Genomic DNA, 12,287 nt, shown 5'->3' with positions numbered 1-12,287 from the left:
GCAGCGGGCAGAGTATAGAGCAGATGGCATCAAAGAAGGGTAAACATGCAGTCGATAGTCTTAAAAAAACACCATCCTGCATGCAGGACGGTGTTTCTATCATCACTCAGCTGAAAAATTAGCCACCGCGGCGTTTGCGACCGGTAGCATGGATGTGGTTTAGCGTGGTTTCCGCATCGCCTTCCAGCAGCACTTTTTTCTGCTGGGAAAGCTTGTAGTTCAGACCGAGAAGATGACGTGCCTGATGGTTCGATTTCATTCTTACTCCTTTATCCGGTTCTGGTTTCAAGGACAAGCCCGATGTAAATCGGACGAAATTTAACCCTAAGTACGCCGCCCATTTTTGGTGCGGCGATAATCAGCGTGGTTCATATTGTCAGGTTTAGCAATGTTGCCGTGACAGATTAAGAACAGTCTCTTTTGGATTGCAGATAGCACCGTCTATCAGCTATTGCCCGGCGGCGCTTCGCTTGCGCGGGCCTACACCAACCGCCTGCACTGGTGCCAGCCGCCATCCATAGCCAGAACTACCACTTCATCTCGCCGGTATTCACTTTGGCGCTCAGCTCCAGCGAGCTCTCTTCTGCGAGCCCCGGCCAGCGCTGCTTCATCGCCTTAATCACGCCCGCGGAATCTTTATGATCCTTTAACGACTGCTCAAACTGCGTCAGGTAATCGCGGGTGAAGACAATCGCGCGGTCGCCTGCTGGCGGCGTGCCAAGATAGTGGCCTGGAATCACCTGCTGCGGATGTAGTGAAGCCATTTCGTTGAGCGTATTAACCCACTGCTGGCGGCTTTCGACGCTTTGTGTGTCCGCCGTCCAGACGTGCATTCCCCATGCCACGCCGGTTCCGCCGAGAATCGCCTTATTCGCCGGGATCCACACGAAAGCGGCGTAGTTCTGCGGCTGGCGGATTTCGACTTTTTCACCATCGATGGTGAACGTGTTGGCTTCGATGACCTGTGGCACATAAACTTGCTTCGGCGCACCGTCTTTCATCTGCGGGCCCCAGTACGCCAGTTTGGCTTCTTTGGTAGCATTAATATGTTTGACCACTTCAGCGGTCGCGACCACTTTGGCTTGCGGGAACGCTTTGACCAGCGGCTCCAGGCCAAAATAGAAATCCGGATCCCCGGAGGTGATCACGATACGAGTCAGTTTCTTACCGCTTTTTTGAACCATCTCGACCAGCTTCTCACCATCCTTCACGCTGAACTGGGCATCGAACAGTACCGCTTCATGCGGGCCGGTGGCGAGGGTGGAGTTGACGGCAAAAATGCCGTTTTCCTGCGGGTTGTAGGTTTGCAGCGTCAAAGGCGCAGCCAGTACGGTGGTGCTGAACAGGGTGGTTGCGATGGCAAGGACAGATGATTTCATGCGCGTTTTCTCTTTATCAGGTGAATGAACGCTATTTTACGCATTTCATGATTTGCGAATATTCCTGAAAAAAGAGATGCTGAGTTTCATAAATCGTGCAGATGGAATCGAATGATGGATCGGGTGATCGCCGCTCAGGTGTATATACGTATTTGTGAACTGGGGAGTTTGAGCGCCGCCGCGCGAGCGTTGGGGATGTCGCGCCCGATGGTCAGCCGCTATCTCGAGCAGATGGAGCAGTGGGCCGGAACCCGGCTGGTACACCGTTCAACCCGTAGGCTGACGCTAACCTCCGCCGGGGAAAAGGTACTGCAAAAAACGCGCACGCTCACGCAGCTGTCGGATGAAATCGCCGGACAAACCGAGCGCGCGGTCCCCAGCGGTACGCTGCGCGTAGCCTGTGCGCACTTCACCGCTATGCAGCTCATTTCTCCGCTGTTGCCCGATTTTCTTGCCCGTTATCCGCAGCTGCGCCTTGAGCTGGATATCAATAATCATCCGGTGAGCCTGATTGGTGAACGGATTGACGTTGCGATCCGCATCACCGATAACCCGGAGCCGGGAGCTATCGCTCGTCGTCTTGGTGTTTGCCGTTCGGTGCTGTGCGCTTCTCCGCGTTGGCTACAGCAGAATGGACCACTGCACACGCCGGATGATTTATCTCGCCACAATTGCCTGCATTACAGCCATTTCGCCAGTCAGACCTGGCAGTTTATTGATCCACAAGGCGATAGCGTGGCGGTGGCGGTTTCCGGTAATCTCAGCGCCGGGATCTCCTCTCTCTTGCTGGAGGCGGCGGTGGCCGGTTGTGGCATCGCGATGCTTCCGGAGCTGGAGGCGCAGCGGGCGCTTAACGGCGGGGCGCTAAGGCAGGTTTTACCGGCTTATCAGCCAAAAGCGCTAAGCGTGTATGGGATTTATCTCTCACGCGATTATCAGCCCAGCGCGCTGCCGCTGTTTCTGGAAGAGGTTCAGCAACGACTGGCGCAACCCACGGATCTAAAGGAGTAAATGGATGATTTTGTTTCGACCCATGTGCGAGGATGAGTACCCGGCTTACCTCGATTATTTTATCCCCGATTACGCGGCGGAAATTGCCGCAAACTACGGGCTTTCGCCGTCGGCGGCTTTAGCTCAGGCACAGCGGGAAATCGCCGAAGATTTACCCGATGGCGTTAACACCGGCGGCCAGGTTCTGCTCTGTTTACTCAATCATGTTGAGGGCGTGGAAACCCGAATTGGCTATCTATGGTATAAGCCGGATGCGAAAACGCGCTCCGCGTTTATCTGCGATTTCTATATTTCCCCCGTTTTTCAAGGGCAGGGATTGGGCAAGCAGGCGATGACCGCTTTTGAACGTGAACTTGCAAGCAAAGGGTTTATGCAAATTAAACTGCGCGTCGCCGGGGATAATCAACGCGCTCGCCATGTCTACGAAGCCACCGGATTTCGCGTTACCGGCGTTAATATGAGCAAAAATATCCCGTTGGATTCGTCTGATTAAACGACAGTGCGCTGCCTGAAAGAGAAATGGCTTCTATACTTTATTTCTTTAATGTCAAAAAGGAGCGATATCATGGCAATCCATAAGAAAGGTCAGGCGCATTGGGAAGGGGATCTGAAAAGCGGTAAAGGAACTGTCTCCACCGAGAGCGGCGCGCTGAACCAGCAACCTTATGGCTTTAACACCCGCTTCGAAGGCGTGAAGGGGACCAACCCGGAAGAGTTGATCGGCGCGGCCCATGCGGCCTGTTTTTCGATGGCGCTGTCGTTGATGCTCAGCGAAGAGAGCTATACCGCAACCTCAATTGATACCGTGGCTGTGGTGACGCTGGACAAATCCGGCGGCGGTTTTGCGATTACCAAAATCGCGCTGCAGAGCAAAATTGTGCTGCCAGGCATCGAGGCCGATGTGTTTGACGGCATCATTCAAAAAGCGAAAGCCGGTTGCCCGGTTTCGCAGGTGCTTAATGCTGAGATAAGCCTCGACTATCAGCTTAATCCATAATTCCCCGCTGCCCGTCTCAGGCGGGCACTTCCTTCTTTAACCAAATGTCACCTGCGTAGATTAATGCTATCTTTTCCGCTTACGGAAAGGAGCAAGTAACGCAATGGCCAGTGTACGCACAATGATTGAAGTTCAGGTTTTGGGCTTAACCGGCATGGCGCTTAAAGAGATCGATTTTGAACATCCTAAAGGCGAGCCGGGGCTGTTTGGCCCGCAGTCGGCCATCTGGCAGGTTCATGGGGATTTCACGTCCATGCTGTGCGGCGGGGTCAGCGCGTTACTATTGCAGATGCTGCATCCTCTGGCGCTGGCAGGTGTCTGGGATCACTCGAACTTCCGCGAAGATATTTTTGGTCGCCTGCGCCGCACCAGCCAGTTTATTTCCGCCACTACCTTTGGTACCACCGTCGACGCCGAGCGGCTGATCGCCAAAGTGCAGGGGATTCATCTGCGCGTGAGCGGTCAGGATAAAGACGGTACGCCGTATCAGGCCAGCGATCCCGCACTGCTCACCTGGGTTCACGTTGCCGAATGCAGCAGCTTTATGGCTTCCCATTTGCGTTACAAACGGACCGTGATCAGCGCCGCCCGCCAGGAACAGTATTATCAGGAAGCCGCCGAAATCGCCCGCCGTCTGGGGGCTCGCGACATCCCGGTCACGCCGCGGCAGGTTGCCGATTATTTGCAGGATATGCGACCAGTGCTGCGTTGCGACGAACGCACGCAGGAAGTGGCTAACGTGCTGTTGTCAACGCGGCTGCCGGGCCGCCTGAGTCAGCCGGTCGGGCGGATGATGATGCGCGCCGGTATCGACCTGCTGCCATCCTGGGCGCAGGAGAAGCTTAATTTGCCGATGAGCGCATTGCAGCGACATAGTGCGCGAATGACCGTACACGGTGTGGCTCGCGTCCTGCGCGCTTCGGTACGCAATGGCGCCTATCATTGCGCGATGCGACGGATGAATGAATATTAATTATTCGGGAATGCGAAGCGTGGCATAAATATAGCCAAGGCTATTATTGTTGAGGCTATATTTTATAAAAAGAAATTATTCGCATTTAAATATTGACGATATTATAAAAACTTAAATATTGGCTTAACGGCAGCATATTGCTCAGGAAAAATTAAACAAAATCGTGTACGTTGTTTCTCTTTCAATAGAGGTGTTCAATGACGATGAAAACTCAGCCTGATGATAAATATCATCAGCGTTCCACGGTCGCACGTAAAAGTACGCTAATCAGCGTGGTGGTAAATCTTTTTTTATCCAGCTTTCAGGTGCTGGCAGGGATATTTTCCGGCTCACAGGGTTTGATAGCCGATGGGATTCACTCTTTTTCCGATCTGATCGCTGATTTTGTGGTTCTGCTCGCCAATAAAAAAAGCCGCAAGCCTTCGGATAGCGATCACCATTATGGCCACTGGCGTTATGAGAACGGTGCTTCAATGGTGATTGGCGCACTGTTGTTGATCGTTGGGTTGGGTATGCTGTGGTCTGCTTGCAACAAACTGCTGCACCCCGAATCCATTCAGGATGTTCATATCATCGCCCTGTGGGTCGCTCTTGCCGCGCTGGTTGCCAAAGAAGTTTTATTTCGCTATATGCTGGCGGTGGCGAAGCGAATTCAGTCTTCGATGCTGATTGCCAATGCCTGGCACGCCCGTTCCGACGCTGCATCGTCGGTGGTGGTGGCGGTTGGTATTATCGGTAACCTTGCCGGGTTCGTATGGCTTGACCCGGTTGCCGCGCTTGTTGTCGGCGTGCTGGTCACCCGCATGGGGTACTCGTTTGCCATTGATGCACTGCATGACTTAATGGATCGCGCGGTGGATAGCGATACCGAACAGCAGATACAAACGACTATTCTGGCGACGCCCGGAGTCATCGCACTGCATGACCTGAAAACCCGCCGCGCCGGTGATTTAATCCTGGTGGATGTACACGTTGAGGTGGCGGGGAATTTGTCAGTTGTTGAAGGGCATGATATTGCGCTATTGGCCCGCGCGCGGGTATTAAAAAATCATAACGTCCTGAATATGATGATTCATATAGACCCCTGCCAGTCGGCAACTAAGTCTGTTCTAACTTAGCTGAGGGTATGGTTTTATTTCCATGCTGCATCCATGGTTATATATTTTCAGCATGAGATTGCCAACGAAATAAAAAGGGTCCATAATTCAGCCGCTATTTTTTATCGCTGATTAATAGCGGGCCTGACACAATGTCGTGTTTTTAAACAATATAAAAATACAATCGGTTAATAGATAAATGATTATTCGGCCAGAACAACACTGGTTTCTTCGTCTGTTTGACTGGCACGGCTCGGTGCTGTCAAAAATCGTCTTTCGCCTGCTGCTTAACGTGATGATGTCGATTATCGCCATCATTAGCTATCAATGGTACGAGCAACTCGGCATCCATCTGACCGTCGCGCCGTTTAGCTTACTAGGGATCGCCATTGCCATTTTCCTCGGTTTTCGTAATAGCGCAGGATATAACCGCTTTGTTGAAGCTCGCAATCTGTGGGGAACGGTGCTGATTGCCCAGAGAACGCTGGTGCGTCAGCTAAAAAATATTCTTCCGATGGAGAGTGAATCTCACCAACGCCTGGTTAGCTACCTGGTCGCTTTTAGCTGGAGCCTGAAGCATCAGCTGCGTAAAACGGATCCGAGCGCGGATTTAGCGCGGTTACTGCCGCCGCAGACGGTTGCCGAGATTCTTGCCAGCTCGATGCCGACCAATCGCATCCTGCTGCTGGCGGGCGATGAACTGGGGCGTCTTCGGGCAGAAGGGAAGATGAGTGATATCAGCCACAGCCTGATGGACAATAAGCTCGATGAGCTGGGTCATGCCCTTGGCGGCTGCGAGCGCCTGGCGAGTACCCCGGTGCCTTTTGCCTACACCTTGATTTTACAACGCACGGTGTATCTATTCTGTGCGCTGCTGCCGTTCGCGCTGGTTGGCGACCTGCATTACATGACGCCATTTGTCTCGGTATTTATCTCCTATACCTTCCTGTCCTGGGATTCGCTGGCGGAGGAGCTGGAAGACCCGTTTGGCACCGCTGCTAACGACTTGCCGCTCAATGCGATGTGCAACACCATTGAACGCAACCTGCTGGATATGACCGATCAGCACCCTCTGCCGGATAAGCTTGAGCCCGATCGTTATTACAATTTAACCTGATCTGGCAAATGAAATTGTATGTTTATTAATCGTTAAATAAGTTAAATCTAACGCGTGATAGATAACATTGATTATACAGTTACCGCCCTGATTGTTATGCTTTCGTTAACAAAACGCCCGTCATACTTACTGGTAGCGGGCGATAAGAATTAATGCGGCGCTTCACCTGCAATCCGCCGCCGAAAGCGTATCAGGAGTCAACATGAGTAATAAAAGACGCGTCGTCCCTGGCGTCCATCCCTATGATGGCCCGGCGGGCGGTTGGGGAGCATTAAAAGCCACCGCCATCACCGTTCGCACGCAAATGGATGCGCTTGATGCCCCCGCAACGCTACTGCGCACCAACCAGCCGGATGGTTTTGATTGCCCCGGCTGCGCCTGGCCGGACAAAGAGCATAAATCGACGTTTCAATTCTGCGAAAACGGTGCGAAAGCGGTTACCTGGGAAGCCACCAGCAAACGCGTCACCGCGGAGTTTTTGGCGGCCAACACCGTCACTTCGTTGCTGGCGAAGAGCGATTTCGAACTGGAAGGCTACGGGCGCTTAACCCAGCCTTTGGTTTACGATAAGGGCAGCGATACGCTACGTCCGCTCGCTTGGGAAGAGGCGTTTGCCCGCATCGGCGAAATCCTCAGCGCGATGCAACCCAACGAAGTGGAGTTCTACACCTCCGGGCGCGCCTCCAATGAAGTCGCTTACTTATTCCAACTGTTTGCCCGCGAATTTGGCACCAATAACTTCCCGGACTGCTCCAATATGTGCCACGAATCGACCAGCGTCGGCCTGCCGCAGTCTATTGGCATCGGTAAAGGCACGGTTTCGCTGGATGATTTTGAGAAAACTGAACTGGTTATCTCCATCGGTCATAACCCCGGCACCAACCATCCGCGCATGATGGGCACGCTGCACGAACTGGCGCGCCGTGGTGTCCCGATCATTGTTTTCAACCCGCTAAAAGAGCGGGCGCTCGAACGCTTCGCCGATCCGCAGAACGTTATTGAGATGGCGACCTACAGCTCGACCAACATCGCCTCCACTTATTTCCAGGTTAAAGCGGGCGGCGATGCGGCGGCGTTGAAGGGCATTGCGAAGGCGCTGCTGCGGATGGAAGAAGAGCAGGGCGAAGTACTGGATCGGGAGTTTATCGCCGAACATACCCTGGGCTTCACTGACTTTGCGCAGGATCTGCATGCCACAAGCTGGCCGGATATTGAACGCGAGTCGGGCCTGACGCGCGACAGTCTTGAACGCGTGGCGCTGGCTTATGCTAAATCGAACGCCACCATTATTACCTACGGGATGGGCATCACCCAGCATAACAAGGGTACCTCGAACGTACGCCTGATTGCCGATCTGCTGTTGATGCGTGGCAATATTGGCAAGCCAGGGGCCGGGATCTGCCCGCTGCGCGGCCACTCCAACGTGCAGGGCAACCGCACCGTGGGCATTACCGAAAAACCGAGCGCCCAGTTCCTTGCCAACCTGCAACGGGTGTTCGGATTCACGCCGCCGCAGGAGCATGGTCACGATGCGGTAAAAGCGCTACAGGCGATGATCGACGGTGAAGCAAAAGCACTGCTGTGCCTTGGCGGTAACTTCGCGGTGGCGATGCCGGATCATGAGCGCGCTTTCCCGGCGGTGCGAAGCCTGGATCTAAGCGTGCATATTGGCACCAAGCTTAACCGCTCGCATCTGTTGGTGGCGAAAGAGACCTTTATTCTGCCGTGTCTGGGGCGTACCGAGCTGGATATCCAGCAGACGGGGCGTCAGTCGATTACCGTGGAAGATTCGATGTCGATGGTTCATGCCTCGTCGGGCAAGCTAAAACCGGGTTCACCGCAGCTGCGCTCTGAACCGGCGATTGTTGCTGCGATGGCCATGGCGACCCTGCCGGAGAGTAAAATTGACTGGCTGGGGCTGGTCGCCGATTACGACAAGATCCGCGACCTGATCGAGCAGACAATTCCCGGTTTTGATGATTACAACCAGCGTATTCGCCATCCCGGCGGCTTTAGAATGCCGCTGCCGCCAACAGAACGTATCTGGCCGACGCCAACCGGCAAAGCGATGTTCTCGGTTTTCCACGGCGTGCACGAAAACCAGCAAGTTGATGGTGACGATGTGATGCGTCTGGTTACGCTGCGTAGCCACGATCAGTACAACACCACGATTTACGCCATGGACGACCGTTACCGCGGCGTCTTTGGCCGTCGCGATGTGCTGTTTATGAATGAGCAGGATATGGCGGAGCAGGGGTTCGAGCACGGCGACCGGGTGGATATTCGCTCCGCGCTGCCGGGTAATCACCAGCGGCTGGAAGATATCACGCTGGTCGCTTACAGCATCGCGCCGGGCACCGTCGCGGCTTACTATCCCGAAGCTAACGTCCTGGTGCCACTGGATTATCTCGATAAAGAGAGCGGCACGCCCTCTTATAAATCGGCGCCTATTCGCTTGACGCTACGCTCGAAAGAGATCCGTACGCTGGAAGGGATTCGTTAGGTCAATACTCACCCACGGCGTATTTACCGCCGTGGGCGCTCCGCTACTTTTGCGCCAGAATAAGCTTAATACCCAGCCCGACAAACCCGGCGGCGAAGCTCACTCTGAGCCCCTGTAAGACCCTGGGGCGTGTTAGCACATATCCGCGCATCGCCGCTGAAAATGCGCCATAGAGCATGAAAATCAGCAGCGTCATCAGCATAAATATTCCGCTTAATATCAGCATCTCCTTGATCGGGGAAGCCGAGTCGCTGTGGATAAACTGCGGCAAAAAGGCGAGAAAAAAGAGCGGCAGCTTGGGGTTAAGCAGATTGATCAGGATAGCGTGGGTAATCACCTGGAGTAGATTGCGTCTCTCGCTATTTTCCACGCTCAGGCTACCGCGCTGGGTGAGGGTGGCCCACGCCAGATACAGCAGCCAGGCGACGCCCGCATATTTCACCAGTTCGAATGCGCCGGGCGTACTGTGGAGGATCGCCGCCAGCCCGGTTATCGCCGCAAGCATATGCGGAATAATGCCCAGCGTGCAGCCGAAGGCCGCGGCAAAACTCATGCGCCTTCCCGCCGATAAACCGGTGGCGATGGTGTAAAGCGTCCCGGTGCCGGGGGCGATAACCACAATAAGTGAAGTCAGAAGAAACTCAGGGCTGATTAACGACATAACGTAGTTCCTGGCGTAAAGAATCGAAGGCCTGAGTATTTATGAAAGCGTCGCGTCGGTATTGAACAAAATTGCACGCCGCCAGCTAACGGAGCGCCTGATAGCGTCCTGGCGTCATGGCGAACTGTTTTTGAAAGGCACGGGTGAGATGGCTTTGATCGGCAAAACCGGCCATCAGCGCGGTGTCAGCGGGTGAATGGCCAGCAGCTAACAGACGGCGTGCCAATCGCACGCGGGACTGTATCAGGTAGGCGTGCGGCGTGATGCCGGTTTCGCGTGCGAAGCCGCGGATCAGTTGAAAGCGGCTGATACCGCTCAGGGCGGCGAGAACGTCGAGAGAGATTTTCTCTTCAGGGGCATCATCAATATATTGTCTGGCCAGCGCAACAGCCGGAGAGTCGCATTTATCAGGCGACCTGGTGCAGAGATGAAAACGAGTGACCCGCATCAGGCATTGCAGCAGCGCCTCTTCCACTGCAATATCGTCGGTCACAAGGGCGGTAATCTCGCTAAAAAGCCGTTGCATAAGCCCGCGCAGCTGCGGGTCCTCAACGACCGGGCGCAGGAGAATATCTTCGGCCTTCCTCTCTCCCTGAAATTCGCCAGCAACCCGTTCAGGGTTGAGATAAACCATCTGCCAGCTGCGGGGACCATCCAGCGGAATGCCATCGTGCATCTCTCCCGGGTTGACCATAATGATATTTCCGGCGGCGGCCTCGATTTTGCCAAGATGGCTCCACGAGTGCTGCGCGCCCTGAGTGAAAATGCCGATACCAAATTGATCGTGCGAATGGCGCGGAAAGCTCTGTTCCGTGACTAACGACATGGCTTCCAGCCCCGGCAGAGTTAGCCGGTGCTGCTGAACGTGATGAAGGCGAGTTTTCAACGGTTTCTCCTGCCAGTGCATGGCATGAGTGTAGCCCTGTGAACGTGGGACCAGCAACAGCCGAACGGCGCTTGAATTTCGTCAACGCTGCACATAACATTTAACTAACATTTTCTGCTGTGTTTACAGCACAATGAGAAAGCGCAAACACACTGGGTAACTGATGGATATCAAACAGCTTAAATATCTGATTGCGCTCGACCGGACGCGTCATTTCGGCCAGGCCGCGGCGGCCTGTCATATCACCCAGCCCACGCTTTCTATGCGTATTCGCAATCTTGAAGAAGAACTTAATTTGACGCTGATCCAGCGTGGGCAGCGGTTTGAGGGATTTACCCCGGAAGGGGAACGCATTCTGGCGTGGGCACGAGCGCTGCTGGCAGCGCACGACGGGCTGGAAGCGGAGGCGGCGATTTGTCGCGGGCAGATGGTAGGTCAGTTAAGAGTCGGAATGGTACCGTTAGCCAGCCTGAATCCGATGCAACTGATTAAACCGCTGGCGGATAAATACCCGGAGCTACAGTTCAGCCTGCTGTCGATGACTTCGGAGCAGATCATCGACGGCGTTAGCCGCAACCAGCTGGATCTTGGGATCTGCTATCTGCACCACGTCGATAGCCAATTGTTTAATGTGGTCTGGTTGCCAAATACCCGCATGGGTTTGCTGCATGATAAGCGTCACTATCAGTTTGAGGATACGACTCCTGAATGGGAGACGCTGGCCGCGCTGCCGCTGGGGTTTCTGACGAAGGGCATGTACTACCGCGAATCGATAGAAATGAGCTTTAAGGCCAAGGGGCTGGCGCCGAAGTACGTCTTCGAAAGCGACTCTACTTTTCAGATTATCCAGGCGGTGCAGGCCGGGATCTGCTGCGCGATCATGCCGCTCAATAACGGTCTTGAAGCGTTGAGCGATAATCTGGACATCAGACCCATCGCGGAGACTGAAGTTGACTCGATGTTGGCGCTGATTATGCGCAACAAAGAACCGGTATCGTCGCTGGCGGAAAAATGTTTTGCCGATGCGCAAAGGATTTTTGGCGAGTCGGTAAGCTAGCCGCGCTTAGCCGCCAGCCAGACCGTGCGGCCACCGCACTGCGGGTCCTCCACGCTATGTTTCACCACCTTGAAAGCATATTGTTGTAGCAATGCCTGATACTCCTCCGATGCCAGGCTCGAGTGGTAAAGCGGCTCGCCAGCAAACAGGCCGATCGCCTCGCCGTTGCTGGTACCGGTATTAAACATCAACGCCGCGCCGTCATCAGCATGGGCGGCGAAGAGGCTAAACATCCTGCGCTGATCGGTCCGCGGAAGATGGAAAAAACTGTCCCACGCCAGCACGCCATCAAACTTTTCTGCCAGCGCCAGTTCGCGCATATCTCCGGTTAGCCAGCGGCCGGCGGGGAATTTCTGCTGACACAGGGCAATCATTGACGGCGAAGCATCAACACCCGTCACGCGAAAACCCCGGCTGAGCAGATATTCGGCAATCGGCGAGGCATTGCCACAGCCAATATCCAGGATCGCTCCTCCAGGCTTGATGATGCTGAGAAATCTGTCCAGCCACGGCTTTTCAAACAGGCTGGTAGAGCGCAGGGTCTGAAACGTGGCCCACTGCTTTTCATACAGCGCGACGATGTTTTTTGCTGAAGGATGATCCATT

At 54.3% G+C, this 12,287-nt stretch carries 13 protein-coding genes; 8 read left to right on the top strand and 5 right to left on the bottom strand.

What is annotated here, in order from left to right:
- Nucleotides 1-118: 118 nt before the first annotated feature.
- Nucleotides 119-259, bottom strand: coding sequence for a stationary-phase-induced ribosome-associated protein (gene sra, locus AC07P6_RS15925; RefSeq protein ID WP_110276534.1), 141 nt, complete (start codon nucleotides 257-259; stop codon nucleotides 119-121).
- Between the two features lie 268 nt (nucleotides 260-527).
- Nucleotides 528-1,379 carry a Vmh family MBL fold metallo-hydrolase gene (locus tag AC07P6_RS15920; RefSeq protein ID WP_181486175.1) on the bottom strand — a complete coding sequence of 284 codons (852 nt, stop codon included), beginning with the start codon at nucleotides 1,377-1,379 and terminating at the stop codon, nucleotides 528-530.
- 114 nt (nucleotides 1,380-1,493) lie between these two features.
- On the opposite strand from AC07P6_RS15920, the gene AC07P6_RS15915 reads away from it, so the two are divergent.
- From AC07P6_RS15915 to AC07P6_RS15885, 7 genes are all read left to right on the top strand, one after another.
- Nucleotides 1,494-2,390: a LysR family transcriptional regulator gene (locus tag AC07P6_RS15915; RefSeq protein ID WP_434664081.1), complete on the top strand. Its 897-nt coding sequence runs from the start codon at nucleotides 1,494-1,496 to the stop codon at nucleotides 2,388-2,390.
- Nucleotides 2,391-2,394: 4 nt separating this feature from the next.
- A complete protein-coding gene (locus tag AC07P6_RS15910) occupies nucleotides 2,395-2,883 on the top strand; it encodes a GNAT family N-acetyltransferase (RefSeq protein WP_434663682.1) in 489 nt (162 codons plus the stop codon).
- Between the two features lie 72 nt (nucleotides 2,884-2,955).
- Nucleotides 2,956-3,387, top strand: coding sequence for an OsmC family protein (locus AC07P6_RS15905; RefSeq protein ID WP_181486177.1), 432 nt, complete (start codon nucleotides 2,956-2,958; stop codon nucleotides 3,385-3,387).
- Between the two features lie 103 nt (nucleotides 3,388-3,490).
- On the top strand, nucleotides 3,491-4,360 hold the full coding sequence (locus AC07P6_RS15900) for an oxygenase MpaB family protein (protein WP_478313637.1): 870 nt from the start codon (nucleotides 3,491-3,493) through the stop codon (nucleotides 4,358-4,360).
- Nucleotides 4,361-4,557: 197 nt separating this feature from the next.
- Nucleotides 4,558-5,478: a cation diffusion facilitator family transporter gene (locus AC07P6_RS15895; protein ID WP_434663684.1), complete on the top strand. Its 921-nt coding sequence runs from the start codon at nucleotides 4,558-4,560 to the stop codon at nucleotides 5,476-5,478.
- Nucleotides 5,479-5,656: 178 nt separating this feature from the next.
- Nucleotides 5,657-6,574 carry a bestrophin family protein gene (locus tag AC07P6_RS15890; RefSeq protein WP_434663685.1) on the top strand — a complete coding sequence of 306 codons (918 nt, stop codon included), beginning with the start codon at nucleotides 5,657-5,659 and terminating at the stop codon, nucleotides 6,572-6,574.
- Between the two features lie 202 nt (nucleotides 6,575-6,776).
- Complete coding sequence (locus AC07P6_RS15885; RefSeq protein ID WP_434663686.1) at nucleotides 6,777-9,077, top strand: FdhF/YdeP family oxidoreductase; 2,301 nt, start codon at nucleotides 6,777-6,779, stop codon at nucleotides 9,075-9,077.
- A gap of 43 nt (nucleotides 9,078-9,120) precedes the next feature.
- Here the strand turns inward: AC07P6_RS15885 and AC07P6_RS15880 are convergent, their stop codons facing one another.
- Both AC07P6_RS15880 and AC07P6_RS15875 read right to left on the bottom strand, forming a co-directional pair.
- A complete protein-coding gene (locus AC07P6_RS15880; protein ID WP_434663687.1) occupies nucleotides 9,121-9,738 on the bottom strand; it encodes a LysE family translocator in 618 nt (205 codons plus the stop codon).
- Nucleotides 9,739-9,823: 85 nt separating this feature from the next.
- Nucleotides 9,824-10,624 (bottom strand): helix-turn-helix transcriptional regulator, encoded by an 801-nt coding sequence (locus tag AC07P6_RS15875; protein ID WP_304259307.1) that lies wholly within the window; start codon nucleotides 10,622-10,624, stop codon nucleotides 9,824-9,826.
- Nucleotides 10,625-10,787: 163 nt separating this feature from the next.
- Here AC07P6_RS15875 and AC07P6_RS15870 point away from each other — a divergent pair, with 163 nt between their 5' ends.
- On the top strand, nucleotides 10,788-11,681 hold the full coding sequence (locus AC07P6_RS15870; RefSeq protein WP_434663688.1) for a LysR family transcriptional regulator: 894 nt from the start codon (nucleotides 10,788-10,790) through the stop codon (nucleotides 11,679-11,681).
- Here AC07P6_RS15870 and AC07P6_RS15865 read toward each other — a convergent pair.
- Nucleotides 11,678-12,286 carry a class I SAM-dependent methyltransferase gene (locus AC07P6_RS15865; protein WP_182238790.1) on the bottom strand — a complete coding sequence of 203 codons (609 nt, stop codon included), beginning with the start codon at nucleotides 12,284-12,286 and terminating at the stop codon, nucleotides 11,678-11,680. The genes AC07P6_RS15870 and AC07P6_RS15865 overlap by 4 nt on opposite strands.
- Nucleotide 12,287: the final 1 nt, after the last annotated feature.

It is taken from the genome of Klebsiella sp. GFKo11, assembly GCF_056490265.1.
The sequence above is the reverse complement of the archived record's forward strand: the minus strand, read 5'-3'. Positions and strand labels throughout refer to the sequence as shown.

Bases quoted from the DNA above. Each gene is read 5' to 3' on its own strand.
- sra (WP_110276534.1), bottom strand. From the start codon at position 259: ATGAAATCGAACCATCAGGCACGTCATCTTCTCGGTCTGAACTACAAG.
- AC07P6_RS15920 (WP_181486175.1), bottom strand. From the start codon at position 1,379: ATGAAATCATCTGTCCTTGCCATCGCAACCACCCTGTTCAGCACCACC.
- AC07P6_RS15915 (WP_434664081.1), top strand. From the start codon at position 1,494: ATGGATCGGGTGATCGCCGCTCAGGTGTATATACGTATTTGTGAACTG.
- AC07P6_RS15910 (WP_434663682.1), top strand. From the start codon at position 2,395: ATGATTTTGTTTCGACCCATGTGCGAGGATGAGTACCCGGCTTACCTC.
- AC07P6_RS15905 (WP_181486177.1), top strand. From the start codon at position 2,956: ATGGCAATCCATAAGAAAGGTCAGGCGCATTGGGAAGGGGATCTGAAA.
- AC07P6_RS15900 (WP_478313637.1), top strand. From the start codon at position 3,491: ATGGCCAGTGTACGCACAATGATTGAAGTTCAGGTTTTGGGCTTAACC.
- AC07P6_RS15895 (WP_434663684.1), top strand. From the start codon at position 4,558: ATGACGATGAAAACTCAGCCTGATGATAAATATCATCAGCGTTCCACG.
- AC07P6_RS15890 (WP_434663685.1), top strand. From the start codon at position 5,657: ATGATTATTCGGCCAGAACAACACTGGTTTCTTCGTCTGTTTGACTGG.
- AC07P6_RS15885 (WP_434663686.1), top strand. From the start codon at position 6,777: ATGAGTAATAAAAGACGCGTCGTCCCTGGCGTCCATCCCTATGATGGC.
- AC07P6_RS15880 (WP_434663687.1), bottom strand. From the start codon at position 9,738: ATGTCGTTAATCAGCCCTGAGTTTCTTCTGACTTCACTTATTGTGGTT.
- AC07P6_RS15870 (WP_434663688.1), top strand. From the start codon at position 10,788: ATGGATATCAAACAGCTTAAATATCTGATTGCGCTCGACCGGACGCGT.
- AC07P6_RS15865 (WP_182238790.1), bottom strand. From the start codon at position 12,286: ATGGATCATCCTTCAGCAAAAAACATCGTCGCGCTGTATGAAAAGCAG.